Source organism: Couchioplanes caeruleus (assembly GCF_023499255.1).
Classification (GTDB): domain Bacteria; phylum Actinomycetota; class Actinomycetes; order Mycobacteriales; family Micromonosporaceae; genus Actinoplanes; species Actinoplanes caeruleus_A.
Genome location: NZ_CP092183.1, coordinates 3088844 through 3114285 on the forward strand (window position 1 = coordinate 3088844; position 25442 = coordinate 3114285).

At 68.0% G+C, this 25442-nt stretch carries 21 protein-coding genes; 2 read left to right on the forward strand and 19 right to left on the reverse strand.

Annotated features, from left to right (window positions below; all coding sequences use genetic code 11):
• Positions 1–100 precede the first annotated feature (100 nt).
• The 16 genes from COUCH_RS14455 to COUCH_RS14530 form a co-directional block, all read right to left on the reverse strand.
• Positions 101–1984, reverse strand: coding sequence for a ParB/RepB/Spo0J family partition protein (locus COUCH_RS14455; protein WP_249612590.1), 1884 nt, complete (start codon positions 1982–1984; stop codon positions 101–103).
• A 318-nt stretch (positions 1985–2302) separates the two neighbouring features.
• Complete coding sequence (locus COUCH_RS14460) at positions 2303–3217, reverse strand: DUF4192 domain-containing protein (protein WP_249612591.1); 915 nt, start codon at positions 3215–3217, stop codon at positions 2303–2305.
• A 212-nt stretch (positions 3218–3429) separates the two neighbouring features.
• Complete coding sequence (locus COUCH_RS14465; RefSeq protein WP_249612592.1) at positions 3430–4536, reverse strand: DUF932 domain-containing protein; 1107 nt, start codon at positions 4534–4536, stop codon at positions 3430–3432.
• 309 nt (positions 4537–4845) lie between these two features.
• Positions 4846–5448 (reverse strand): hypothetical protein, encoded by a 603-nt coding sequence (locus COUCH_RS14470; RefSeq protein WP_249612593.1) that lies wholly within the window; start codon positions 5446–5448, stop codon positions 4846–4848.
• A 108-nt stretch (positions 5449–5556) separates the two neighbouring features.
• Positions 5557–6045 carry a hypothetical protein gene (locus COUCH_RS14475; RefSeq protein ID WP_249612594.1) on the reverse strand — a complete coding sequence of 163 codons (489 nt, stop codon included), beginning with the start codon at positions 6043–6045 and terminating at the stop codon, positions 5557–5559.
• A 99-nt stretch (positions 6046–6144) separates the two neighbouring features.
• Positions 6145–7656 (reverse strand): ATP-binding protein, encoded by a 1512-nt coding sequence (locus tag COUCH_RS14480; RefSeq protein WP_249612595.1) that lies wholly within the window; start codon positions 7654–7656, stop codon positions 6145–6147.
• Between the two features lie 416 nt (positions 7657–8072).
• A complete protein-coding gene (locus COUCH_RS14485) occupies positions 8073–8492 on the reverse strand; it encodes a hypothetical protein (protein ID WP_249612596.1) in 420 nt (139 codons plus the stop codon).
• Positions 8480–8971 (reverse strand): hypothetical protein, encoded by a 492-nt coding sequence (locus tag COUCH_RS14490; protein ID WP_249612597.1) that lies wholly within the window; start codon positions 8969–8971, stop codon positions 8480–8482. The genes COUCH_RS14485 and COUCH_RS14490 overlap by 13 nt, the downstream gene beginning before the upstream one ends.
• Before the next feature lie 153 nt (positions 8972–9124).
• Positions 9125–11293: an ATP-binding protein gene (locus COUCH_RS14495; protein WP_249612598.1), complete on the reverse strand. Its 2169-nt coding sequence runs from the start codon at positions 11291–11293 to the stop codon at positions 9125–9127.
• Between the two features lie 210 nt (positions 11294–11503).
• Positions 11504–12535: a DUF4192 domain-containing protein gene (locus COUCH_RS14500; protein WP_346015984.1), complete on the reverse strand. Its 1032-nt coding sequence runs from the start codon at positions 12533–12535 to the stop codon at positions 11504–11506.
• A gap of 265 nt (positions 12536–12800) precedes the next feature.
• On the reverse strand, positions 12801–13775 hold the full coding sequence (locus COUCH_RS14505; protein WP_249612600.1) for a DNA-processing protein DprA: 975 nt from the start codon (positions 13773–13775) through the stop codon (positions 12801–12803).
• 141 nt (positions 13776–13916) lie between these two features.
• The gene (locus tag COUCH_RS14510; protein ID WP_249612601.1) at positions 13917–14339 is read right to left on the reverse strand and encodes a hypothetical protein; all 423 of its coding nucleotides are present in this window, start codon (positions 14337–14339) and stop codon (positions 13917–13919) included.
• A 112-nt stretch (positions 14340–14451) separates the two neighbouring features.
• Positions 14452–15099: a GGDEF domain-containing protein gene (locus COUCH_RS14515; RefSeq protein ID WP_249612602.1), complete on the reverse strand. Its 648-nt coding sequence runs from the start codon at positions 15097–15099 to the stop codon at positions 14452–14454.
• A gap of 381 nt (positions 15100–15480) precedes the next feature.
• A complete protein-coding gene (locus COUCH_RS14520) occupies positions 15481–16203 on the reverse strand; it encodes a GP88 family protein (protein WP_249612603.1) in 723 nt (240 codons plus the stop codon).
• A gap of 164 nt (positions 16204–16367) precedes the next feature.
• A complete protein-coding gene (locus COUCH_RS14525; RefSeq protein WP_249612604.1) occupies positions 16368–16907 on the reverse strand; it encodes a hypothetical protein in 540 nt (179 codons plus the stop codon).
• Positions 16908–17313: 406 nt separating this feature from the next.
• Positions 17314–18102, reverse strand: a complete 789-nt coding sequence (locus COUCH_RS14530) for a sulfite exporter TauE/SafE family protein (protein WP_249612605.1) — start codon at positions 18100–18102, stop codon at positions 17314–17316.
• Positions 18103–18998: 896 nt separating this feature from the next.
• Here COUCH_RS14530 and COUCH_RS14535 point away from each other — a divergent pair.
• Positions 18999–20432 (forward strand): hypothetical protein, encoded by a 1434-nt coding sequence (locus tag COUCH_RS14535; RefSeq protein WP_249612606.1) that lies wholly within the window; start codon positions 18999–19001, stop codon positions 20430–20432.
• Positions 20433–22289: 1857 nt separating this feature from the next.
• Complete coding sequence (locus tag COUCH_RS14540) at positions 22290–23297, forward strand: ATP-dependent DNA ligase (RefSeq protein ID WP_249613702.1); 1008 nt, start codon at positions 22290–22292, stop codon at positions 23295–23297.
• 286 nt (positions 23298–23583) lie between these two features.
• Here the strand turns inward: COUCH_RS14540 and COUCH_RS14545 are convergent, their stop codons facing one another.
• The 3 genes from COUCH_RS14545 to COUCH_RS14555 are packed head-to-tail and all read right to left on the reverse strand — an operon-like array spanning position 23584 to position 25441.
• Complete coding sequence (locus COUCH_RS14545; RefSeq protein ID WP_249612607.1) at positions 23584–24726, reverse strand: MucR family transcriptional regulator; 1143 nt, start codon at positions 24724–24726, stop codon at positions 23584–23586.
• A complete protein-coding gene (locus tag COUCH_RS14550; RefSeq protein ID WP_249612608.1) occupies positions 24723–25184 on the reverse strand; it encodes a hypothetical protein in 462 nt (153 codons plus the stop codon). Before COUCH_RS14550 ends, COUCH_RS14545 begins: the two co-directional genes overlap by 4 nt.
• Entirely contained in the window at positions 25181–25441 is a 261-nt protein-coding gene (locus tag COUCH_RS14555; RefSeq protein ID WP_249612609.1) for a helix-turn-helix domain-containing protein, read from the reverse strand. Before COUCH_RS14555 ends, COUCH_RS14550 begins: the two co-directional genes overlap by 4 nt.
• Position 25442 lies beyond the last annotated feature (1 nt).

Here is a 25442-nt window from a genome sequence, read left to right on the forward strand (position 1 = left end):
TGTGCCTGCTCCGTCCAACCGAACCGCCGCATAGTTGCTGGTGAGGCGCCGCGCTGCGTCCCCTGCCGTTCCGGCGAGGGAGCACAGCGCGGCGCGTGCGTCAGGCGGCGTCGGAGAATTCGTCGCGTTCGTGCCGCTCGTCGGTGACGTCGTCGTCGACCTCGGGGCGGTCGAATGATGCCGCGATCACCACGCCGTCCGCATTCTGGCTTGCGGCGAGCACCTCGGCGATCTCCTCGGGCTCCGCAGCACTGGGCTTCCCGAAGCTCGGCACCTCACCCATCTCCACCTGCTCCGCGGCGTCGGGTACCTCTGCGGCGTCGGGCACCTCTGCGGCGTCGGGCACCTCCTCGACGTCGGTGGCCAGCGAGGCGTCAGGGATTGTTTCGTCGGAGTCGTCCTCGTCCTCGCCGTCGTCATCCTCGTCATCGGCGGCGGCCGAGGCCGTCCAGTCCTGGTAAAGCTCCTGCTCGTCGTCGGTCAGCGGGTACCGGCGCTGGCGCAGTTCGTCGTACCAGGCGACGGCCGCCTGCTTGTCGAGCCAGTAGCGGTTCGGCTGCGTGGTGCCGTTGAGGTTGTACTCCAGCGCGCAGATGTACTTGGCGACCAGGCTGCGGCGCAGCCGGTCCTCGCCGGCGCCGGCGAGGGTGTCGTTGTCCGAGCCGCCCAGCGCCTGGTACAGCTCGTCCAGGTCAGCGGAACGACTCATCGACTTGCCCAGCGTGGCCATCCGCAGCGCAGGCACGAACAGGGCACGGGCGCCCTTGGCGGTGCCGAACTTCGCGACGATGAACTCCCGGCGCACCGTCGCGGCCAGCGTGAGGCGCTCGAGTCGCTCCTTGCCCTGCTGCTCAGCCAGTTCTTTGGCAGCGATCTGTTCCGGGCTCAGACCACGGTGCGCCGCCGAGACCTCCTTGCGGCGGGTGTAGCCGCGCTGGTCTGGGTCGTCGCAGTACACGACGGTGCGGGCCCGACCGCCGTCCTTCTCGACGAAGGCGTGGAAGCCGGGCTGGGTTTTGACCGCCTCGACGTCGACCGGCTGACCGTCGGCGTCCACGAGCAGATCCGCGGGTACCGCGGTGCCGTCGTAGCCGAAGCCGCGCGGCTTGGGTGTCACGTCGACGCCAGCCACCATCAGGTGGCCCTTGGCGACGTCGCGGTTGCGGGCGTAGGTGTGCTTGTCGCGCAGCCGCGACAGCTCGTGCTTGAAGGCGTACTCGTCGCCCAGCTTGTCCAGTAGCTTGCTTTGGGCGTCGGGGTCGTCGGCGAATTCCTCCAGCGCGAGGGCCTGGTCCAGGGTGAGGGTGCCCTGGTTGAGGGCGCGCTGCGCGGTGGACGGCAGGGCCCGGGCCTTGATGGCGGTGCGGACCTGGTTGACGTCGGTGCGGCGGGCGTCGGCGATCTGCTGCTCGCTGAGCCCCAGGTCGAGCAGCATCTGGTAGGCGTCGGCCTGTTCGATGCCCTCGAGGTCCTTGTGGTGGTCGTTGACCTCCAGCATGTGCAGGATGAGCTGGATGTCGTCGTCGGTGTCGGCGATGAAGCACGGCAGGTCGAAGCGTTCGGCCTCGATCGCCGCGTGGCGGCGCCGCAGCCCGTCGACGACGGCGAAGTGCTCGACGGGTTCGCCGCCGGGGACGAGGTTGCCTTCGGCGTCGGTGGGCGGGATAAGCCCGAGGGAGCGCACGACCAGCGGGGCCCGGACGCCGAACAGGCGCACCGAGGCGATCAGGTCGCTCAGGTCGCCCAGCTTCTTGCGCTTGAAACGCTGCGGCTCGTGCAGGTGGCGGGCGTCGAGCAGCCCGGCACGGAACGGCAACGGGGTACCGTCCTGGCCGGTGTTGAGGTGGACCGGCTCGTCGGCGACCTCGCCGATCAGTGCGGGCTCGATGGTCACGAGGTCGGTACCGGCGGCGGTGTCGAGCTCCTCGGGCGCGGCGACGTCGTTGTCCTGGAAAGTCTCGGTGTCGTGGGTGATGGTGGTCATGATGGAACTACCTCCACATAGAGCAGTGATGAGAGTTGCGCTCGGGCGGGCGCCCGAGCGGGGCTGGCCTGATCCGCACGGGGCCGGCCGATCGGCGGGACCCGCAGGGCCCACCCCGGCGGTCACATCGACCCAGCGGTGGCTGGTAGGGGTGGGCTTGCGGGGCGCGACGCGGGCGGCCAGGATCAGTGGCCAGCCCACGCCGGCCCCGACCCGCAGCCCGACGACACGTCCTGCTCTTCACAGCGGCTTGGTCTGCGCTGGCACTTGTTGCGTTGGCAGAACGATTGCGGGTCAGCGCCGGGTCTGCGCCAGGGATCAGTGCGGGGTCGACCGCCGGAGGCGGTGTGCGGGCATGTGGGCACGCACGACGCTGGTCACCAGCCGGGTGAGCCGGTCACCGGGACCTTGGTGGATGGCGCGTTTGCACGCCACGATGGCCAGTGCGTGTTCGTCGCGCCGCCACGCGCACCAGGCGGCCAGGGTTGCCGGGCCGGCGACGTAGCGGTCCGGGACGCGGCGGGCCACATCCAGCCACAGATCGCGTTGCCACATGCACGCGCACACGACGCTCCACGCCGTCTCCAGGGCGTCGCGGTGGGTCAAGGCCAGCGCCAGCGGTGCCACCTGGCCGGGGCTGAGGCGCTGGCCCTTCTTGGCCGTGGCCAGGACGTCGTCGAGCAGCCCGGTGACGGTGACATCTGCTGCCAGCGCCGCCAGTGCGGTTTCCGTCTCGGCCTGTGCCACCAGGTCCGGGGCGATCAGCGTGGTCAGGGCCTGCCGCGACGGCAGGGCCACGACGCCGTCGACGGTGAGCTGGGCGGCGACCGGGCTGGTGGCCGGGTCGATGTCCATGCCGCGGCCGGCCGCACACGAGCAGCCGTCGAGCAGGCACACGCACCGGGGACCGGTCACCCACAGCAGGGTGTGCAGCGGAAGGAACAGGTCGATGATGCGACCCATCCTTGCCAAGGTGGGCCGCATCGTCGGCGGGCCGTAGCCGATCACCGCGACCTGCGCACACGGTTCGGCCGGGGCCCGCAGCACAAGATGTTCGCTCAGTGTCTCGGCGGAAAACCGGATGGGCTCGGCGGCCACGGCGAGGATGCGGCGATCGGCGCCGAGGTAGACCGCGACGATCTCATCACCCGGGTGGTAGCGGAGCAGGTACGGCACGGCGCCGAGCAGATCCTGCAGGCTGCGATGGGTGGTGTTGGGCAGCGGGTCGGTCATGATCGAGAGCTCCTTTCGCAGACGAGCGGGTCGGAAGGCTGCGCTGGATGACCAGCGCCGCTGATGGGAGGCATCGAGCTGCCGGGCCATGAGGTACGCCGGGCGTCGCGCTGGCGCGGTATGCCGGGACCTCCGCAACTGCAGGGCAGGGCGCCCACCGAGTCGGTGGGCGCCCTGCAACGGCAGCGAGGAAAGCCGACCGGGGGGCTACATCAACCGGCTGCTGCGGCCAGGTGCAGCGCCTTGGAAGCGGTGGTCTCCATCCGGTAGGCCGCGTCGGCGTCGTCGATGCTGCGCGCTACGGAGGTGACGGCCTGCATGATGCCGCCGGCGCTGAGGTCGGCCCCGGCGATGAAGTGCGCGAGGATCGCGTCCTGCTGGTCCTTGGTGTACCGCAGCTGCTGGGAAACGACCTTGATCGTGGCTTCCGGCTTGCGGACCGTGACGCCGGCTGCGCGTTCCAGGTCAGCGACCGCGCGGGCGACGAACTCGACGTTGAGGTAGGTGCTGATCGTGTCGACGGTCTGCGCGGTGACCAGGTCCAGGAGCTTGCGCATCGTCTCCGCCGAAGGGTCGACGATGCCGTCGTCGTCGGTGATACGGGCACCGATGTGAGTGCGCCCGACTTCGCCGCGCTCGACGGTCTGGCCGTTACGACACACTTCGATGCGCAACCACGGGGCCAGCGAGTACCGGCCCTCACCGGTCTCGGAGTTCTGCAGCAGGAACCCGCCGGAGATGACCGGTAGGTCACTGCCGCGGCGCCCGTCGAACGGCGACCGGTAATTACGCAGCAGCTCCGGCGCCATCACCTGCACGTCGGGGGACACGAACCGCACGTACATGCGCCGGTCGGTCAAGTCACACGAGGCGACCTGCACCGCGACGCCGGCCTTCTCGATGCCCTTGATGGCCGCCATCAGCACGTCGAGGTTGTTGATCCGCAGATACTTGTCGGACAGGAACGCCCGGGCGGTGCCGTCACCGCTGTCGGGCGTGCGACGCAGGCAGCGCACCAGGAACCGGCGGTCGTCGCGCCCCAGCCAGCTGTTGATGTTGGTATCCAGCAGCGGCACGTTCTCACGGGCGCAGCGGCGCAGATACGGCACCGGAATGTCGAGCTTCGCGCCGACGCCACCCAGGGCTACCTCGGATAGGCGAAAACTGCCCGTGGACAGGTCTACGCCCGTCGAGGTCAGGATGGGTGCGGTCCGCGGAATGATCAGATTGCCGTTGGCGGCATGCATCGTTGTCGCGCTGGCGATGACATCCACCGACCGGGCTTGTTGATCTCTGAGTGTGGTGATCAGGCTGTTCATCCCGATGTGGCGGTTCGGGGCCACTGCGAGGGTCGGCTGAGCCATGGAGAGGCCTTCCAATTGGGCCGCTACCGTGATGGTGGCGGCCGGCGGGCACGCTCGCCCGGGCCGTGGTCGGCCGGGGTGAGCGCGTGCTGGCCCGCCGGTGCCCGGGGCCGTGCCCGGCCGGCTGGGGCGGCAAGGCGTTGAGGACGAGAAGATCTCTGGCCGAAGGCCAAGATGTTCTCGGCTCGCCTTGCGCCCGGCGCCGGGTCGGCCACCGTGCCCGGCCAGCACCGCCGCCCCGCCCCGAACCGGGAACCGGTAGGCCTAGAACTGCGAAAGATCGGCCAACAGGGGAAACCCCACGGCGCCGACGCGAGCCGGAAGCCGTCCGCTGCTGGCCCGGTGACCGGGGTAAGACGACCGGCCGGGATCGTCGGTCCGGGAGCGTCGATCCAACACCCGGCTCGGGCGAGGTGGAGTCCCTGCCGGACCGTCGATGTAGCGCTCTGATCGCAGCCGGACGTAGTCGACCTGAGAGCAGTAGGCGATGTACGTCCCGTCCAGGACGATGCCGCCGAGCCGGTCACAGCAGGCGACTGACACGGGGTACCAGCCGGTCACGGCGTAGGTGATGACGTGGCCGCAGGACAGGTCGAGGTCGAACACGCAGCGCCGGCGCTGTTCCCGGGGGCCCTCCGGCGGTGGCATGTTCGCCTTGGTGCCCCCGGCGTCCTGGCAAGGCTGGCAGGTCGGCCCGAGGTCGGCGTCGTAGCCGGCGTCGCAGCTTTCACACACTATCCGTTGGCAGCTGCGGCATTCACCGGAGGCGGTGGTGCTCAGGTCGGTGTCGCAGAAGCCGCACATACCGGCCATGCAAGCGGTGGTGTGCTGGCCGGTCCGGTGCTGGTCACACGGATGGTCAGCCATGCTGACCTGCGCTAGCTGGCGCCGGACGGTCATTGTCACGAGGCGGGTCTGTTGTGTCGGCGGGAGAAGCCAGACGGAACCGGGCCCGGTCAGGGGGCTGGTGGGTAGTCATGACGGGGCCCCGGTGAGGGAGGCCGCGGTGTGCAGGAACTCGCGGTACGTGTGGTCAGCGACGTCGACGATCACGGCGAGAACCTGTCGCGGCAGATCGTCAGAGTTTTGGAACACCTGGGGAAGCAGCTGTCCGGAAGCCAGGGTGATCCGGTCGGCGATGGTGACCATGACCAGGAACCCGCCGTCGCGGTAGTCACCGTTGACGGTCGCCTCGATCCCAATGGCGGTAATCGGCGGCACGATGCGTAGGACCTGCTGCTCGCCGCAGTGGTCGATGAAGGTGGCTACGTCAGTGCCGAAGTCACCCCCGAGCGGGTCCATCAGAATGAACAGAGTCGGCAGGTCATCGGTGTCGTCGTTCACGAGTTGATCGAGGCGGGTCAGGTCAGCCCAGACGGTCAGTGCAGGGGCGGCGAAACGCACCGTCTCGGGCTGGGCGCGCAGCCACGAACGTAGCTTGCGGGCAAAGGGCGTGAGGAACATGCAGGCTCCTGAGCATCGAAATCAGGGCGCCCACCGAATGGGTGGGCGCCCTGACAGACGGGATGAGTGGTGGGTGTCGACGATGGTTGAGCCGGTGGATCAGTGGGTGTGTCGCCGAGGGATGTAGAGGTCGACGGCGGTGTCGACGGCTTCCTTGTCGGGCCTACCGGTGCCGACCAGGTCGCTGACCGTCCACGCGAGCCGTAGAACAACGCGGTATGCCCTGGTGCTCAGCTGGCCGATATCGACCATGCGCCGCAGGGTGCTCGTAGCTGGGACCGGTAAATGAAACGCGGGCTGCCGCAGGACCTCGAGAGGGACCTCTGCGTTGGTGGAGTAGCCCTGCGGTGACCACCGCTCGGCGGCAGCTGCTCGGGCCGCGCCGACGCGTGCCGCGGCGGTGGAAGTTGACTCACCGTCGGAGGCGTCGCCGGATGCCGCACCGTCGATGCTGAGGGCGATGGCCAAGCGATCGGAGATCGAGTGCATCTGGTTGCGGTAGCGCCGCCGGGCCGGCGCGCTGCAGCTATTGCTCCTGCTGTGGGCGGCCGAACAGGGGCACGGCCGGGACGTCGCGACCAGCTGAACGTCGGCCGGGAAGGTCGTGATGCCTCGTGCGTGGACCACCTGAACGATCTGCTGATCCAGCGGCTGACGCAACGCATGTAGAACCTCCGGCGCGAAGTCAGGAGCGTCGCGCAGCAGCAGGACGCCACGGTGCGCCAGGCTGGCTGCACCCGGTCGTCGGCCACCGATCATGGCGGTCACCGACGTCGCGGGCCCCGGCGCCTGCAAAGGCGGGCGCCGGATCAGAGCGTCGACCTGGCGCCCTGCGGCGGCATGCATGGCGCTGACATCGGTGGCGTGACGATCGTCAAGGTCAGGCAGCAGAGACTGTAGGTACTCGCCCATCAGCGGTACCGGCAGCTCCGGTGCGACAGTGAGGTCGAGGTGGTGCCGTCCCGCGGCGGCGACCTCGAGGGCGAACCGTGCCGGTGACAGCCACGCCGGCAAGAACGGCGGGACCGCTTCGGCCGCACCGCCACCTGCCCTCGCCACGCCGGCAAGCGGAGTGGGTAGAGCCGGTTCCACGCCGGTGGTGGCCCAGGCGATGAGTTCGGACAGGGATTGGACCGCAACCACGTGCACCCCGGGCACCAGCATCGCGTGCCGTGCGTCGGTGGCCGGTACCACGACCGTGTGGTATCCCCGGTCAGCGGCTGCGGCGACCAGGGCGAGCGTTTCGCGGACGGGGCGTACTGCTCCGTCGAGCCCGACTTCACCGAGGAGCATCGTGTCGCTCAGCGCGGTGATAGGTAGGTGGCCGGTGGCGGTGAGGACCGCTGCGGCGACCGCCAGATCGGTGCTGGGATGCACTGGCCCTTGTCCCGGCCCGGGCGAGCCGAGGGAGATGTGGACGTGGCGATCCGGCCAGGTCAATCTGGAGTTGGTGATGCCGGCGTACACACGGTCGCGTAGCTCGGGATAGGAGGTGCCGTCCGGGCCGACCGCGATCAGGCTGCGGCCGCCGGGCAGCGCGCTCACCTGTAGGAGCACTTCTCGGCAGACGCCACCGTCGGGCGTCAACGTCGCCATGTTCACCGCGGTCATGCCGGCCACCGCCCCTGTCGCACGCTGTGGTGCGCCGCTGCCGAGCTGAGCCGGCACCCGGGGGTCGGATGGATGAGAGGAGATGGCTGCCCCGCGAGTTCGCGGGTGTGGTCATCGTGGGTGGGCAAGGACGGCCTCCGTAGCCAGTCAGGGTCCCGGCCGCCGAGGTGTTGCGATGGCTGCCGGGAGGGACGGCACGAGTCGGCCCGCCCGGCGTGGTGCCGGTGTCCAGCCCCGGCCCGGGGCTGGTCACGTCGGTGTCGTCGTTGAGCTCCGCGGCGATGCTGGATGCGTGTAATGGCCGGTGGCTTGACGACGGCGCGAGCGGGCGGGACCGTGCCTAGTCCCATCCCGCGCAGCCGCCCGCATATGAGACGTCGCGGCCCGGCGCCGACGTCACCACTGGTCCCGCGCGGCTACGGCGTGCCGAGGATGACCTCAGCGACGCCCAGGGCCCGCGCCCGTAATTCGTCGGCGGCCTCCCGGACAGCGAACTCGTCGTTCTCCAGCCCGGATTCGTTCGCCTCGTCGCATAGCCGTTCGGCTTCGTCCTGCATGGCGACGGCCGCTGACACCAGCTTGAGGAACTCGGTGCGCCGCATGCTGTGCCACACCGCGCGTAGCCCGGCGATGAAGGCACCCGCCTGGCCCGGGTCCTGCAACCGGATCTCCACGTCGCCGGTCACCGCGATGTATCTGCCGACGGGGCCGTGTGGACGCCACTGGCGGATGAGCCCCACCTTGGCGAAGTGGGTCAGCTCGGCCTCAATGTCCTGGCCCTGGACAGGAGGTTCGCCGGACCCGTTCTGGGAGGTCATGTGGGTCACCAGTCCCACGAGGCAAGAGCGTCAGCGCGGTCGGCGTCGGCGTCGAGCAGGACGTACTCGGCGTCGAAGCGGTGCGCGTACTCCCACAACGCCCATACCGCGTCAGGCACGGTGGCGGGGTGATCGGTGCGGTGTCCGTCCAGGTCGCCCGGTACGGCCAGGAGCCAGCCGTAGGTGGTGTGGTGGGCGGTGACCCCGGCGTAGCCGTTCAGCTGCTCGCAGACGTGTTCCGTAAGGTGGTGCGTGGACAGGTCGAGCATGTTCATGATGCGCGGACCGCCGGTGGCGGTCCTCAGGTGTCGGCGAGCGCGGGTGAGCCAGCCGTACAGTTGCTCGTCGGTGCCGGCGATCTGGATGCCGTCCTCGCCGTTGGTGGTGATGATCGAGAACGTTCCGTCCGGATCGGGGGCGTCGACGTCCTTGGCGATAGCGAACGCCTCTGCCGCATCGCGTACCGTGACGTCGTCTCGTGCCTTTACGGGTTCCAACCTGAGCAACATGGTGTCCTCCGTGATGATGTGAGTGATCGGGTGATCTGGGCCTGCGCCGAGGAGTCGCCGCGGCGTAGCCGGCTGCACAGCGCCATGAAGCAGGCCGGTTGCCGCTTTCCGGGTAGTCGGTGGTGCCGGAGGCCCGAGCCGCTACGTCGGGGTGACTTCGAGCCGTAGACGCCGGCGTTCCACAGCCAGCAGCGTCCGGGCTGGGGCGTGCCACCGGTCGTCGCCGATGACCGCGGTGGTCTGTCCGTCGATCAGGGCGTGCAGGGCGGGGATCTGCTCGGCGTAGGCCCCGCCAATTGCTTGCAGGTCGGCGCAGGCGCGCAGGGTGGTCTCGCGCATCTTCTTGGTCCAAGGGGTGCGCTGGTGACCGGCGGGGTGGGGTTCCGCGCTGGGATTGCCGTCGTGACCAGGCGCGCGGTAGTCGGCCATGCCGCACGAGCAGCCGCGGACATCGCCGACCGAAGCCGGGAGCTCCCGGCGGCGGGTGCGGCCGTAGAGCGGGCCTTCGCAGAGGTGGTAGCCGAGCCACACGACCGGCGGATGAACCCCGGCGGCTTGGGCGAGCAGGGCGACTTTGTCGTAGTCCCAGGCCCGGCCGCCGCGTTGCTGGCGGTGCCCGGCGACTTTCGGGTGTGTCAGGGTGCGCCAGTAGTCCGGGTGGACTCCGGTCGAGGCGACCAGGTCCTTTTCATCGGTGAAGCCGCCGGCGGTCAGGGCGTGCGGTAGCTGGTCGAGAAGCAGGTGGGCCAGTTCCCGGCGTACGGCCGGCACCGCCGGATCGTCGGCGGGAGTCAGCCGCACGGCTCGGGACACCGCTACCGGCGCCTCGGGCAGCTCGGGCAGGGCCACACCGGCGGCGAGGTAGTCCAACAGCACCGCGGCGAAGTCGCTGAGCATCTCCTCGAAGCCCCGGTTGCGGTCCTGATAGTCACCGACGGGCAGCCATCGGCCGCCGCCGCGGTGCGCGACACGATGTGCCGCCTCGTGCAGCAGGACGAGCCGGGCCCGGTGCCGGCTGGCCAGCGCGTCGCGGTGGATGGCGACGTCGCCGGTGCGGGGGTGGTAGAAGCCGTCGGAGCATGGTGATTCGTCGCTGGCGGAGTACACCCGGACCCGGTCCAGCGCGAACGCGCCGATCGCCCGCCGCACGAGCTGCTGCGTCTCGTCCAGCACGGTGCGTTCGGCGGCGGTGAGCTGGCGGGTTGGAACCCACGTCGTGGTGTCCCGGGTGTGTTCGTAGTGGCGCACTCGTCGGGTCCGGGCGATCTCCACGCCGAGACGGTCCATGAACGCCCACAGTTGCTCGTGGGGCAGGCCCGATGCGGTGAGTTCGGTGTAGCCCTTGTCGACCAGGTCGAGCTTGGCTTCCTCGTTGCCCGAGGTGGTGAAGAACGTGAGAGCGGGCAGGTGGCTGCGCGCCCACGTCCGCCACGCGGCCCGGGCCCGGGGCAGGCGGATGTCAGCGAAATACTGCTCCGGCTCGCGCAGCTTCCCGCCGCCCAGCACATGCCGGGCGAACCGGTCGATGACCTGCTGGTCCTCGCTGTCGGCGAGGATGGCCCGGACCGTGTCGCGCAGTGCGCCGGCTTCGATGACGGTCCGGTCGCGGTTTTGCAGGCCCTTGGCGTCCAGGGGCAGGTCGTAGGACGCCAGCAAGCCGGGCATGGTGGAGACCAGGACGCCGCCAATCCACACCCGGCCGGACCGGCCGGTGAGCACGCACACGCCGTGGCCCTGCGGCGGCTGGTAGCCGGGCTCGCTCAGCACCCGAAACCGGCTCATGGCCTCACCGGCGAGGTCTTCGGAGCAAGCAATGGTGAAGACCGTGCCACGGGTGCGGTCGCTGCGGTGCAGGTGGTACACGAGGACTTCGGTGCCGTCGGTGGATCGTGACGGGACGAGGCCGTCGAGCAGTCGGCGGCGTTCGACGGCCGGGGTGAACCCGTAGCCGACGGTGTCGCAGCGCACCGGACCGATCTCGGGGCTGCGGGCCAGGACGAGGCAGGCGAGTTTCTTGCCTTCGCCGAACTGGCCGATCTGAGCGTCGTTCTTCGTCGAGTAGCCCAGCACGAGTCCCTCCTCGGGGATGCCGGGGCCGTCGTCGATGATGGTCAGGACACCATCGGCCCACCTGATGCGGGCGGCGGGGTCCTCGTCGAGGGCGTTGGCGACCAGCTCGCACAGCGCCCGTACGGGAATCCAGGACTTCACGTATTCCGGCGAGATGGGGTACGCCAGCGTGTCCACCGATCGCGGCATGGCGATCGCGGGGTGATGATCTGCGACATCCGCGGATACGACGTCGTCCATGAAGCGATCTCCTTGATCAGTCAGGGACGGGTGCTGGATGCGCGGATGGAGGCGCGGTCCGGCACGCCGAAGGAGGGCAGGGCTGCAGGGGGCACGGAGAGGGCAGACAGCGGCGGCCACCGGCCGAGGACCGATGGCCGTGGCAGGGCCGCCCGTGCCGGGGTCGGTGTCCCAGCGCCCGTGAGCGCCGGGGACACCGCGAGGAGCCGGCTACGGCAGGAGGTCTTCCAGGCCGGCGCCGTCGGGCAGCGGCCAGGGCAGCGTCTCCGGATTGATCCCGGCGGTGAGCACGACGCCGATCAGGTGCGACATGGTGTTGTCCGGCAGCGCTTGCTCGGCTTTCGACAGCGCCGCCCAGGCCAAGGCCGGCTCGCTGCGCCGCCAGGCATTCCAGGCCACCAGGTTCGCCGGCGCCGCCACGCAGTGCTCGGGAACCCGGCGGACCAGGTCGAGCCACAGTTCGTGCTGCCAGGTCTCACCGGTGGTCGCCAGCCATGCCGCGCTACGGCCGTCGTTGTCCTGCAGCGCCAACGCCAGACGCGCCGCCTGCTCATCGCTGAGCTGACCGCCGGTGGATGCGATGTTCAGGCTGGTGTGGACGACGGCCACCGGTTCCGCTGGCAGGTCCGGCATCCTGTTCAGGGCGGCCGCGGTGCGGGCCTGCGCGTTCGGGTCCGGCTTGACGAAGGTGCCGAAGTCCTCGCGGGAGGGCAGCGCCACACGGCCGTGCAGTGTCATCTCGGCGGCGATGACATTGCCGGCGTGGTCCAGGACGGCGCCGTGCTCGGGTGTGCAGGGGCATCTGTCGTTGAGGCAGAAGTAGCGGCTGTCGTCGACCAGCAGGCACGCCTGGACGGCGACCGCCCGGTGAAGCATGTCTGCGAGCCTAGTGAGCCGTTCGCGGTCCGATAGCGGTCCGTAACCCACGATGAAGGCGCTGCTGGCGTCTGCACGAGACGCGGCGGTGCTGCTTTCGGCGATGATGATGTCGTCCGGTGTCTGCCGGTCGACGCTCAGCCCACAGGTGAGGCGGCCGTCGCGGGTGAAGAACAGAACGACGACGCTCTCGCGGGGGTGGTAGCCCAGCACGTACGGGATGGTCGCGAGCAGATCAGCCGGACCACGAACGACTGACGGTGCGGGGTCAAACACAACAATCACACTCCTAGCGGGGTGGCAGATACCGCGACCCCGAGCTGCAGCACGCGCTCCTGGGGTGTTTCCGCGACGGGGACAGGCCACCGATCGCGGAGCACCGGCCGGAGTCGTGCACCGGGGTCACGCTGACCCCGGGCGCGGACCGGCCCTGGCGGCCCGAGGCAGGCCAGGGCTCAGACCGGCCCGCCCATCCGCAGCCACACCTCAGCCAAAATCGACCGCGACGGTGGGCGGGTCGGGTGCAATGCCCTGGCCGGCCCGGGACGGGGCTGGTACAAGCGCTCACGGGCAGCGAGACCACCGGCTGCCGACTACGTGCCGGGCAACCCGCTGATGTCGGCCACGGGCATCAGGCCAAGTCGCTGTTCCGGCTCAGCTCAGTGATCACCTCACCGGCCGATGTCACCAAACGCGCATCAGCATGGGCACGCAGGACGGCGTGGCAACCCGCCGACGTAGCCGAGGTGACCGGCCCGGGAACGACCATCGCCGGCCGCTTGAGGTCGAGGGCCCGACTCACCATCTGCACCCCGCCACTACGCGCGATCGCTTCCACCAGGACCGTGCCGCCGGCGGTGGCGACAAGCCAGTTTCGGATGTCGAAGCGATGCTGCAACGGCTCGGTGCCGGGCGGCCACGCGCTGACCAGGAGACCGTGAGCGATGATCTGGTCGAACAGCGCGGCGTTGCCAACCGGGTAAGGGCGGTCGATCCCGCAAGCCAGCACGGCAACGGTTACGCCACCGGCGGCCAAGGCACCCCGATGCGCGGCCGCATCTACACCAAAGGCACCGCCGGACATGATGCTCCACCCGCGCGTCGCAAGCTCATAGGCGAGATCGGTGCTGACCTGGACCCCGTATGAAGTGGCCGCTCGGGCACCCACGATCGCCACCGACTGGGCATACGCCTCGCTCAGTGACCGGTCACCGCGGACCCACAGGCACAGCGGCGGCGCGCTGCTCACGGCGACCGGCCGTTCCACACCTGGTTCGAGCTGGGCAAGGACGTCGACCTGCGTCGGCCACTCGCTGTCGCCTGGCACTACCAGCCGCGCGCCGAGCCGCTGGGCACGACGCATCGCGACCTGGGCGAAACGGCGCACGTCACCTCGGCCGGCGCGGACCTGCACCGCAGCGCGTAGTGCCGCGTCCGGGATGTCACCGGCCAGCAGGCGGTCGAGGGTCGTGGGTGCCCCGTCGTGGTGGGTCATGGCCCAGACGGTCGGGTGGCCAGGCTCTACCAGCAGGGTCAGAGCGGCACGAGCGGCCCGGTCCGCTTCGTCGGCGGATCGTGATGTCGAGAATTTGTCGCGGTTGTTCATGGAAGTGTCCCTTCGCGAACACACACAGAAACGCCTGCCAACCGGTGAGGCCACGGGCATGGATCGGAGGGGTGCCGAGCAGCCGGGAGGCTGGATGCAGGGCAAAAAAGAACCACCGCTGTCGGCGATGGATCGTTGGCTCTACGGCAGCGGCTCGGTGTCCCGCTGATCGCTTCCGCCGGGCAGGACGGGCCTGTCGGTGAGGCCGGCGTGCACGTTCGGCGGCGGCGCGATGACACACCAGCCGAGCCCGTCGCAGGCCAACCAGCACGCCCCGGTCGCGGTGCTGACCTGCACGACGTCACCGACCGACAATGACCGCAGTCGCTGAAGCCGATAGCGACAGGCGATGAGGAACGCTGATGCGGTATCGGCTGTCGGGTGGCTGCCAACCAGCGTGTCCGGGTCGGCGTTGAAGAGGCAGAACGTCCACTCGGCCAGCTGCTCGGCCGTGGTGTCGTGAGGCATGGCCCGGGAGAAGGCGAAGGCCGGGAGAAGGTGGTGTTCGCGGCGGAAGGCGGTGAACAGGCCGTCGGTGTTGTGGTAAACGGTGACGTGAAACATCATCGGGCAACCTCCATCCGAGGTGGTGAGAGCGGAAGGCGGAACAAACGAGCGGGGTCGAGGAGGTGCTCGACCGGTGCTGGACTCGTGGCACGGCCTCACGGGCTCGCAGCTAGTTCGTCGTACGTACGTCACGGGCACGCCGGCGAGGCACCGGCCGCTCGGGGTAGGTCATGCCGGGCTCGAACACTGTGACCGTGCCGTGCTGCTTCGCGTGATAGAGGGCGATGTCGGCGTCGGTCAATGCGTTCGACCACGAGGTATCGGCCGTTGCGTAGGCGATTCCCGCACTGCCGCGCACATGGACCGGGCCGGTGCGGCTGTCGGTGACGATGGCCGCCACTGCTTGAGACGCGGCCTGCAGCGCTTGCGCTGCGGTGCAGTTGGCCAGGATCAGAGCGAATTCGTCGCCACCGAGCCGGCCCGCCCAGCCGCGGTGCCGTGACGCCAGATCGGCGAGGCGTACGCCGAGCGCGCTCAGGACCCGGTCACCGGTGGGATGACCATGTTCGTCGTTCACGGACTTGAAGGTGTCGAGATCCACGACGATCACAAAGCGTCCACGGTCGTTGCTTACGGTGTACGCCTGCTCGAGTCCGGCCCGGCTCAACACGCCCGTGAGCCGGTCGGTACGGACCTGCTGGGCCAGTGCGTCGTTCTCTCGGCGCAGGTGGCGGATAGTCGGCGTCGCGCAGAGCCGGCCAACGAAAGCGCCGACCAGCGCCGTGGCGGCAAGGCCCGTAACGAGGTTCTTACGCATCAGAACTGTCTCCTCACGTTAGGCCAATCCAGAGGTGCGGCGCGGCGGGCCGCGTACCTCGGACGGGTAGAGACGCAGGTGCCATGGGCGACTGCCCTACCACCCGTGTCACCGCATCACCGCGTCAAGGCGCCATGGGTGTGGACGCCGTTGACCGGAGCTGTCGGTGGCCGTCCGCGCCGAGGCGACGAGCGCGTGCTGGCCCGGCTGGCCGGGGGCGGCCGGGTGGCGGGTGGCAAGGCATCAGGGACGAGAAGATCTCTGGCCGAAGGCCAAGATGTTCTCGGACCGGCTTGCGCCCGCCCCTGGCCGTGCCACCGTGCCTAGCCAGCACCGTCGTACGTCTCCAGCGGGATCCGGCCGAGCCGGTGTGCGCTGCCGCTATGACGGCGCCCTGCGCCTACTGCCTGTTGCTTTGTGCCGCGCAGCCCGAGCTGCGGTCTCGACCGCCTGCCACGTGCTGAACCGGCGCCCGGCGATTCGCTTCAGAAACACCGGGATTCGATTGGCCGACATCCCCACCAGCGGCGGGCCCAGCACCGCCAGTAGGTCTGACTCACGTTGGGATGACCAGCCGGCTCGCTCGATCGCGTCCTCGTCGGGGAACACGTCGGCGACCCGGTCCACCCCCGGGTCCAGCGAGTGGTCCTGAACGCCGCCGTAGGAGTACACCCAGTGCAGGTTGTCGGGCGGATCCGGCTCCACCAACCGTCGGAGCCGGTCGACTTCCTTGGTGTAGCAGTAGAAATTGACCTCCGGGCGGGCTCGGCAGATGCCGGTCCAAGCACGTAGATAGTCGTCGGAGAAGAAGTCGCCCGAGTCATGGATGCGAACCCACCGGCCCGCGAAGCGAGACGCCTGGAGCTCAGCCATCATCGCCCGCTGCCAGCCCGGCAGATCTTCAAGCACGAACCGCAAGTTCGCCTCATGCCGGCTACGGACGACAGGCCACAGGTAAGCGCCGTGCAGGGCGTAGCAGACGTGTCGGCAGATACCCGCCGACGGGCAGGTGTTGTAGGTGCGCCCATCCGGCAGCCGCCCGGCCCACGCCGGAAGGCTCCACGTCCACACGCCGATGTGTTTGAGCCGGCGGTTGCTCTGCATCAGCAGCCGCGCTGGCCGAGGTGGCCGTCGGTCAGCCGGAGCTGGTGTGTCAATCGACCACAGGGCCAGCTGATCAGACGCTGTGATCACAGGTCTGGTCGTGGACGGTGCCGGGGACCGTTGTGCGCGTTCTTCAAGGACGCTGTCGCGCCGCCGCGCGGCGCTCATGGCTCTTGCCGCCAACGGCCGGTACGCACGTCGATGCGCACCACGCTGTCCGTGCTTCGATCACCCCACCATCCCCAGGCGACGTGGGTCAGACAGGAGTCGATAGCGCTACTGATCAACGCCAGAATCGGGTCACCGTGATCGATGACCGTGCCGTCGGCCAACGTCACCCGCCGCAAGATCCAACAGGGGTCCGGGTCGTCGTCGCGGGCCACGTCGTACGAGACGGCGCCGGCAACTATCGAGCGGATGATCTGCCCAGCTTCTGCGATCGCTTCGGACGCCCGAAACGATGACGCGATGATGTCGCGGACATCGCTGTCGCTGAGACCGAGATCGGCGTTCGCCTTGGCCGCTGTGCGGCGGGCGGTGGCGAGGTCGTTGCCCCAATACCTCGGTGACGCATGCGATCCGTTGCCGCGCATCGGGGTGTGGCCCGGCTCGTTCTCGGTGACGACCGAGGGAATGAATCCGTGCTCAGTGTGCATGGTGGCGTCGATGTAGAAGGCCTGTCGTTTACCGGTTGGCGGCGTCATGGCACCTCCAGGAAGGTGGGAGCCCGGAGACGCTGGGAGGCCGTCCGGGCGGGGACGGCACGACAAGACCCGGCGGGGCGCAGGCGGTGTCCAGCCCGTCCCGGCGCCCCGCTCTCGCAATGACGCGCTGCCGCTGGTCAACAACCGGCGGTGATAGCGACCGACGACGATGCGGGGCGTTCGCCGGGCCGTGGCTTGACGACGTCGAGTCCAGCCGGGACCGTGCCATGTCCCAGACCGGCGGCATCCACGACCCAGCCGCCTTTACGACTGGGGCGTGGGTCCGCGGGAAGCTGGTTCTGAGCGTTGATGTGGGTCCCGCTTGAGCAAGAGTTTCGGGCCCACGCCTCACTCGCCGATTTTTGTGAGCGTGTCTTTGGGACCCAACCGTCGGTGGGCGGTGGTGCTACTGGTGAGGCTGAAGGCCTTGGATCAGGTACAGCACGGCAAGGGCGGTCGCGAGAGTGCCGAGGAGTAGTCGCAATGCTCGTTCCGGGAGGTAGGGCTGGAGCCGGGCGCCGAGGTAGCCGCCGATGAGTCCGCCGGCTCCGCAGAGCAGCCCGAGGATCCAGTGCGGGGCGATGTCACCACTGGTGGTGAGGGCCAGGATGCCGTAGGTCCCGGCCCCGACCAGAGACGTCACGAACGTGGCGGCAAGGGCCGCGGGAGCGATCTGGGTCATCGGTACGCCACGTCCGGCGAGGATCGGACCGAGGATGGAGCCCCCGCCGATGCCATAGATGCCGCCGACGGCGCCGGTGACGAGGCTGAGGCCAATCGTGGTGCGCCGCGAAAGCGGTGGCCGGTCCGCCTTTGCTGGGCGCAGGGCTCGGACCACAAGCCAGAGGCCGAGCGGCAGCAGCACCGCGGCCGCCACGAGGCGGAACACCTGCGGCCCGGGGATGGCAAAGACCCGGATGATCGCGCCGAAGATGACACCCGGGACGGTGCCGGCGATCAGGAGCCGGGCGAGTGGGCCGGTGAGCTGGCCGTTACGGCGGTAGCGGGCCAGAGCGCCGGGGCCGGCGACGACGTTGAACATCAAGTTCGTCGGGGTGACGGCCGGGCTGGGAACATGCAGAATGCTGAGCTGGACCGGGAGCAGGAACACGGCGCCGGATACCCCGACGGGTGTGGTGACGAGGGAGATCAGCAGCCCAGCGAGGAAACCGGTGAGGCCGGTCTGCCAGGTCATCGGTCACGGGCCGGCGCCGCACTCATCATGATCGCCACGATAACGAGCGAATGTTGCGTGGCACGTGCTCGTACTCATCCGCCGATGCCTGCAGGGATGGGACCCGAACTCACGCCCATTGATCATGACGGAACAGTCCAGCATGGGCCCAGAGGAGACGCTCAGCCGGGTCCCATTCTCCACGACCCAAGCCAGGAAGCGATTAATCGGGTTGAACTGCCCATCCCTGCTGCAGCGCTGTTGCTAGAGGCTTCGACTCATGAAGTGGCGGGCGGCGCCGCCCGCGCGCCGATTGGCTCTGCTGACCGGCCGCTATCGTGCTCGGTTCCAGAGCGGCGATGCCGCCGACGCATCGAGGACGGCTCGCTCAAGCGCTACGGCGGCTGGCCGGTCCGCAGTTACCGCCCATCGGATGTGCAACTCGGCCCACCGTAGAGCGTCTTGGGCCCATAACGCCGCGCGCTTCGGCTGACCGGCGAGAAGCCCTTCAAGGTGCTGTTGTACGAACGCCGCATCTGCAAGTGCCCGGTCTAGCACGGCTTCACCGAGTCCGCTGACTGCTGCTTTGCCCCGGCGACACACCATCAGTCGTCCTCGAATGCCCTGCCCACGGCGCTCGCCTGCCATACCCACGTAGACGAGCGCGCCGCCTTGCCCCTGCCGAGCTAGGTAGACGCCAGGCAGGCGCGGCGCTGAGACAGCCGCCTCGTCGAACGGCAGCCAAGGTGACCAATCGGTGAGGGAAGTTAAGGCATCACTGGTGAGCACCGCATCAGCATGCCGTAAGCCACGACCTTGAAGTCTTACTCGAGCACTCCCTCTGCCGCCGCACGGGGCGGACGGTCGTCTAAGGGTGGAATAGACGATCTTGTGGTGCTCGCTGTCAGAATCAGGCCATGGGAAACGACGGCGCTACCGAGACGCTGCGCGCGATCGTGGAAAGGGCCGCCTGCGCTATCGCCGGCGGAAGTACGCACCCGAGGCTAGACAACGACCTCATGGCGGCTGGGCTGCCGCCATCGAGCGGCGGCGAGACGAAGGCCCAGCGCGGGGAGAGCAGCGCGGCCGCTGTCCCGGACGAACGGCTCAGGGAGGTTGCCGTCGGGCTGGTGGAGCGGAACATCGGCATCCAGATGGCCGACCAGATGGCCGTGCAGGACCTCGTGTGGGCCGACGGGTATCCACCGGTGATTCCGAAGCGCACGCGCCGGGACATCGCGCGCGCCCTGCCTGGCGAGATTCTCGGCGATCACGCTCAACGACTCCACTCGCTGCTGGCCACGCTTTTCGACCTCGGCAGCAGAGACCTGTTCTTCAGCCTTGAAGACACCAGCCTCGGCGGTCAGATTGACCGTCACTTCTTCCGCAACGACGACTGGACCGTGGAGCAGCTGTTCGACGAACTCGGCGCGATCGACCGTGCCTCCGACCGCCGGTTCGGCCTCTTCCTCGAGAGCATCGTATCCAGCAGCACCGTGCCGGACGAAGACAGTCAGCGCCGGCTGGTCGAGGCAATAAATCCGCCGCTCATTGGTATCGGACTCGAACTACGAGAGACGGAGAATATCGACGGATATCCCATATTCCTCCTCGTGGCTGTAGGCACGCGCAGCAGCCGACCAAAGCAACTAATTTTCGGATCCCCGGACAAGCCGGATCTCCGACTGATTGACGTCATCGACAGTGACGTCCAGATGGTCGACCCGACTGGCAAGATCCTCTTTTATGACCGGCCGATCGGCTCCGCGGGACTCCGCTGGTGCGACCTGCAGGCGTGGTGGAAAGAAACTCGCAGGTTGGAGGATGACGATCAAGCCAAGGTCGAGCTTTACCAGAGGCTTGGTCACTCACTTTTCCATCTGGTCGACGAAGCATGGGTTCCGATTTCACCACCCCAGCTTCGGCTGTTCAAGCTCTATCATGACATATACAGCACCGCCCTCCCAGGGCTTCCGGCGCTACTACCCGAGGTGTGGCGGCATTGGGACCCTGTGAACGCGAAGACGCGCGGGAAAGACGCGCTCGTGCAATTCCGTATGGACTTCCTGATGTTCGGCCCGTCTGGGGCACGGATTGTCTTGGAGGTCGACGGGCAACATCACTACGCGAGCGAACGCCGGGTGGGTGACGGTAAACGCATGCTTCCCGACGGGAAAGAGTACGCGCGGACAATGGCGGCCAGCCGTGACCTCACGCTCGCCGGCTACGAGGTTCACCGATTCGGCGCGCAGGAACTACAGGACGAGGACGAGGCGCGTCGGCTGACCACCGCATTCTTCGACAGTCTCTTCCGCAAGCACCACATCGTGGTGCCGAACAAATCGATCTGAAGCAACGATGAGCCGCCGACAGAGGAACACCGGCAGCCTCCAGTGCTAAGTAGACGTAATCCTTAAAGCGCCAAAGGTCATGTATGTAGGCCCAAGTGCACCCGTATGCCGCTTCCAGGGCTCAAATGTTCTCGCCCTAGAGTGCATTGCTGCTGATCCGAGCCTCCTGGCCCACCCTCGTCCCGCATGATCATGGTGGCCTTGCAGTGCTTACCCCAGCCGATCGCCAACGCTTGCATTGGCTGTCATCATGATGTGGTGGCAACTCAAGGAGACCCGCGTCATCGGATGCGACTCGGACCGACTGTGACTGCCGTCTTACTGGTCGTTCTAGGTGGAGCGCTCGGTGCGGTGACCAACATCGGAACCGGTCTACCGTTGCCCGAGTGGACGCAAAGCCCTGTGCTGATCGGGTTCGCCGCTGTGATAATCCTCGTTTCGATGGTGTGGCTGACCGTACGGCAGCAACGTCTATCTCACTCGTCCGAGAACTCACAGCCGAACGCGGTCGCTCAGTCGCGCCCTAAACCTCACCGGAAAGTCGCCGGACCCATTGTCCTGCTGCTAGTTGCGCTTCCCGCCAACGTCGTCGTTTGGTTGAACATGCTAGACCCGGTGCAATTCAGCCCCATCGCACTGCCTCGCAAAGCACTTATGACTGCAACGTCTTATCTGGGCCTTTCAAGCTCTGCGCCTGAGTGGCTGTATGTGCCTGCCCAGTGGCTCGCAAGTCGACCTTCCCTCGCTGGTTGGCTCGTAGCTCTCGCACTGTTTCTCTGGGCTGGTTGTCGGCCGCCATTAGATTCGTACAGGGGGTACCAGCCGAGTTCCTGGCTTGTGACTGCGGGATGGATTAGCGCCCTCGCTGCTGTAACCTGTGACGCCGGCCGGTGGCTTGTGGCAGCTTATGTCGGGATCATGGCGGCCTTGGCGTTGCTAAGAAGTCAATTGCTAAAGCAATCCGTCCGGGACTGCGCAGAAAACATGCAGGAATCCCTAATTCTAGCTATATTCCTACCGACATGGATGGCGCTTGCGGTGATATCGAGCATCGTACCTAGGTTTACGGGTCGATCGAGAAGAGCACAGCTGCCGAAACAACAGCTTTCCATGCAGGACGCCGGCCGCCAGATGCTGGAGCTCGGCTATCGGCGCGTGGAATATATCGCTGCGCGTGATCAGAGAAGGTAGAACCGCGGTCGGTCCCGCAAAATCATCTCACCACCGGCGTCCGCCTTTCCCCTGCCTGAACCACGAGCAGCGCTACAAGGCCTAGCTGCGATTCTCCGACGAGGTTGGGCGAGCAGAAAGCTCGCGCCAGCCGTGTTGATCGTTGAGCAGTTCATCGACGAGCTGGAACGCGTCGTCCTCGGTTGGCGGTTGCCATGTCCGTGAGGTGCCGGCGGCGCCGCCCTCCCGTGCTTCCACGACATACTGATCGCCTGCGGTGCGTAGGTAGACGTCGCGCCGTTGGGCGGGACCCCACCTGCCGTTCCACCAGTGCCGATGATCATCTCGAGCCACGTCATCGTCGTACGCATGTTCGAATAGCGGCGCTGCTCTACGGGTTAGCAGTGGTCAGCCGACATCCATGACAGGGCTGGTGGATCGTCCAGGCGGGGCTGCCTCGAACGCGTAGCGTGCAAGATCTCCGAGCGGGCTGCCCGGTTTCGACGGCAAGACTGGATGGCCTCGTGGTGTATCCGCCAGCCTGCGCTGTCTGTATCCGCCTGGGCCGGCTGGGCGTCTTCCCTTGTCTTGTCAAATTGGCGTTTTCCCAGGTGAAGCCCTCTTCTCGATCGCTAACGTCGGTGGTTGCGACGGGAGGATCGAGTGCTGCGGTGGCCGGTTGAACCGATGCGAGCGTCTGGCAGCGCGGAGCTTCCGCGGGCTTCAGCCGGCGGCGTAATCTATGAGCCTAAGTGGGATGGTTTCCGCAGTATTGCGTGGGCCAGTGATGAGGGCGTGCGGCTGCAGTCTCGACCAGGACGGGACCTCAGCGGCTACTTCCCTGAGCTGTCCGCGGCACTGGCGACATGCCTACCTCGACGGGTGGTACTGGACGGCGAGCTTGTCATCTGGGATGAGCGCGCCGGGCGGACCTCGTTCGATCTGCTGCAGCGGCGGTTCCGAGCGGGACGGCGTGTTGCCGTAGAAGCTGCGCGGCATCCGGCGCACTTCGTCGCGTTCGACATGCTGCGCGATGCGCGCGGCCACGAGTTGATCGATCAGCCGCTGTCGCAACGCCGCCGCCGCCTGGAGCGCCTGCTTGCCTCGGCAGGGCCAGAGGTGACCTTATGCCCGCAAACCGCAGACGAGGCCGTAGCGCAATCATGGCTGGCGGATTGGACAGCGTCAGGCGTCGAGGGCCTGGTCGTGAAGCGTTCCCAGAGCCAGTACGAGCCCGGCCGAGCCGGGTGGATCAAGGTAAAGACCCGGCATACAGAGGACTGCATCGTCGCAGGAGTGACCGGCACCTTGGAGCGGCCGGTCTCGCTGCTGCTCGCGCGGTTCGACGATCGAGGAGTCCTGCGGTTCGTAGGCCAGACGCATCGTGTGCGGGCGGAGCGGCGTCCCGAGCTGGCCGGGATGCACCTGACTTCGTTCAGCGGTGAGGGCAGTGGGCATCCGTGGCCCCGCCCGTTGCCGGCCGGGTGGGCCGCCGATCTGACGGATCGCGCAGCGTTGCCCTATGTTCCCGTCGAACCACTAGTGGTGGTGGAGGTCGACGCTGACATCGCCCGCGACGGTCCCTTTGGGCGGTTCCGTCATCGTTGCCGATTCGTCCGCGTAAGGCCCGATCTCCAACCGTCCGACCTCGATCGCATCGTCAGTCAGCGGCCTCTCGTCCGCGGTGGCGTCTGACCCCTCAAATCGAACATGCGTACGATGATGGTGTGGGTAGCACGAGACCGGAGCGCGAAGAGCCGCTCGCCAGGACTCGGTACGTTGCTGCTGCCCGCCAGTTCGTGGGTGCTTTCACCGCTCTGCTGGCTCGAGGTGTCCCCTTCGATCCCGGCCGCACCGGTCACGTGCGGGAATGGAGTGCAGAGGACATCGCCGTCCTGCGCGAACTGCACGCCTCGCTCGGAGAGGTGCTGAGCTCTCGTCGGAGCTGGGATGCAGTACGGCGCACCCGCGATATTCGGCGCTAGTCAGCCGGAGGGTGCGCTTCCGCTCCACGCGTCACTCGCGAAGTCGGCTCTTCCGAAGTATCACGGTAGCGATGACGGATCCTGCGTATCTCATCGGGTTTGATCTTTAGCCGGGTGGCGGCCTCGATGTTGTCGGGCATGGCTTGCAGCAGAGAAGCGATGTCCGAGTAGCCAGCGCGGTGGGCGGCGGCGTCCCACCGCTCGCGCGCTGCGGCGCTCTTCGCCCGGCCACCGGCGGCGGCACCGTCGCGGGCCACTGTGCGAGCCGTTGCTGTGCGAGCCTCCTGAAGGGCGCGACTGACCAGGGCGGTGTCGCTGGGGAGCCGGAAGTGACCGCGGTACTGGGCTGCGGTGAGCTGGTGGGCCTGGCGGACATGGACGGTCAGGTCGCTACGCCAACGCCCGCAGGTCAAACAGCGCAGCAGCCCTTGGTCGTTGACCGGCTGTGTGCCGGCCGTCAGGTCGGTCAGTCCGTGTTCACGCGCTGCATGCTGTTGCTGCTGGCGGGCCTGCTTGGCGGTGCTGGCGATGCCGTATCGCTTGCGCCAGGGGTGAACCTGCGACGGTGTCCAGCCCATGAGGGCGGCGCAGTCGGCGTACGACAGGCCGGCGGTCTCCCGCAGCAGGTGGTGCAGGTCGCGGTAGCCGCGTCGGCGGGCGCGTTCGTCGTAGTCGTGCAGGCGGGCCTGCGCACGTCGGGTGTTGGTGGTGCTGAGCTCGGCGATGCGGTTCTGCTGGCTGCGAACCACTCCGGCGCGCGTCGCGGTCTCGGCTTTGCGTTGGACGCCACGTTTCTGCCGCAGCTGGCGTTCGGGGCAAGCAGAGTCGTCGAGGGCGAACGCGGCTCGCACGGCGGGATTGGTGCGCAGTAGCTCACGTTGCCGGTCGCGGAACTGTGCGCGTAGGTCATCGCCAATCAGCCCGCGGGTGACGGGGAGCTCGAACATCGCCTTGTACTCCGCAGGGCTGATCCCGTGGCCGGGCTGCAGGTGGCGGCCGACACTGCGGAACCAGCGTCCGCAGAGCCGGCACAGGAGCCACCCGTCGTGTTGTGGCTGGACGCCGGCGGCGATGGTGGCCAGGTCGGTAACCGGACGAGGCCGCCTTGACCGCGCGGTGGCGGGGTCGGACGAGCTCATGGCAGCGGCGGCACCGGGCCGAGAAGGCGGTTCCAGAGCATTCGCCGCTCGGCGGAGGAAAGTAGCGGCTGAAGGTCCGCTGCGGGTGCGCGGCACGGTGGTGGCATGCGGCAGACGCTTCGGTGCTCGAAAGCGGTGCTGATGGTGAGCCGGGCCAGGCGACCGCGGTCGATGCCTGGGAAGCCTCGAAGCAGATGCGGGTGGCGGACCAGGTAGGTGAAGGCGGTGGTGAGCCGGCTGCAGGCGGCGTGCCGAGCCAGAAACTGGTCGAGGACGGCGGCAGCGGTGTCGGGAAGCTGCGCGCGGTGGACGTCATCGAGCAGGGTGGTGAGGTAGTGGAGGGCATCGGCGCAGTGACCTGCGGTATGCAGCGTTACTGCGTAATGGAGACGGGCGGCCGGATCTGTCGTAGCCGTGGCGTTCGTGCCGCGTCTGACGTGGCCGATTCGGTGCCTCATCGGGACCTGTCCTGGCGACTGGTGCCGGCCTCCGGTTCGGTGGGCGTCTGCGTCTGTGCTGATGGGCGGGCACCACGTGGCCGCAGGCGAACCTGGGCGTTGGTCAGGATGGCATGGACGGTGGTGTAGTTGGCGCCGATCGTGTCGGCGATGCCGCGGATGCTGAGCTGTCTGACGGTGTAGGCGTGCACGACGCGCTGCCGAACTTCGTCGGTAGTCCAGGTGCCGGCCGGGCGGGGGCGCAGACGATCGGTCACG

Excerpts from the sequence above, each read along its gene's own strand:
- COUCH_RS14465 (WP_249612592.1), bottom strand. The coding sequence starts at position 4,536 with ATGAACAGCCTGATCACCACACTCAGAGATCAACAAGCCCGGTCGGTG.
- COUCH_RS14460 (WP_249612591.1), bottom strand. The coding sequence starts at position 3,217 with ATGACCGACCCGCTGCCCAACACCACCCATCGCAGCCTGCAGGATCTG.
- COUCH_RS14505 (WP_249612600.1), bottom strand. The coding sequence starts at position 13,775 with ATGAACAACCGCGACAAATTCTCGACATCACGATCCGCCGACGAAGCG.
- COUCH_RS14470 (WP_249612593.1), bottom strand. The coding sequence starts at position 5,448 with ATGGCTGACCATCCGTGTGACCAGCACCGGACCGGCCAGCACACCACC.
- COUCH_RS14480 (WP_249612595.1), bottom strand. The coding sequence starts at position 7,656 with ATGACCGCGGTGAACATGGCGACGTTGACGCCCGACGGTGGCGTCTGC.
- COUCH_RS14475 (WP_249612594.1), bottom strand. The coding sequence starts at position 6,045 with ATGTTCCTCACGCCCTTTGCCCGCAAGCTACGTTCGTGGCTGCGCGCC.
- COUCH_RS14540 (WP_249613702.1), top strand. The coding sequence starts at position 22,290 with ATGCGAGCGTCTGGCAGCGCGGAGCTTCCGCGGGCTTCAGCCGGCGGC.
- COUCH_RS14545 (WP_249612607.1), bottom strand. The coding sequence starts at position 24,726 with ATGAGCTCGTCCGACCCCGCCACCGCGCGGTCAAGGCGGCCTCGTCCG.
- COUCH_RS14495 (WP_249612598.1), bottom strand. The coding sequence starts at position 11,293 with ATGGACGACGTCGTATCCGCGGATGTCGCAGATCATCACCCCGCGATC.
- COUCH_RS14525 (WP_249612604.1), bottom strand. The coding sequence starts at position 16,907 with ATGACGCCGCCAACCGGTAAACGACAGGCCTTCTACATCGACGCCACC.
- COUCH_RS14535 (WP_249612606.1), top strand. The coding sequence starts at position 18,999 with ATGGGAAACGACGGCGCTACCGAGACGCTGCGCGCGATCGTGGAAAGG.
- COUCH_RS14530 (WP_249612605.1), bottom strand. The coding sequence starts at position 18,102 with ATGACCTGGCAGACCGGCCTCACCGGTTTCCTCGCTGGGCTGCTGATC.
- COUCH_RS14515 (WP_249612602.1), bottom strand. The coding sequence starts at position 15,099 with ATGCGTAAGAACCTCGTTACGGGCCTTGCCGCCACGGCGCTGGTCGGC.
- COUCH_RS14550 (WP_249612608.1), bottom strand. The coding sequence starts at position 25,184 with ATGAGGCACCGAATCGGCCACGTCAGACGCGGCACGAACGCCACGGCT.
- COUCH_RS14510 (WP_249612601.1), bottom strand. The coding sequence starts at position 14,339 with ATGTTTCACGTCACCGTTTACCACAACACCGACGGCCTGTTCACCGCC.
- COUCH_RS14520 (WP_249612603.1), bottom strand. The coding sequence starts at position 16,203 with ATGCAGAGCAACCGCCGGCTCAAACACATCGGCGTGTGGACGTGGAGC.
- COUCH_RS14455 (WP_249612590.1), bottom strand. The coding sequence starts at position 1,984 with ATGACCACCATCACCCACGACACCGAGACTTTCCAGGACAACGACGTC.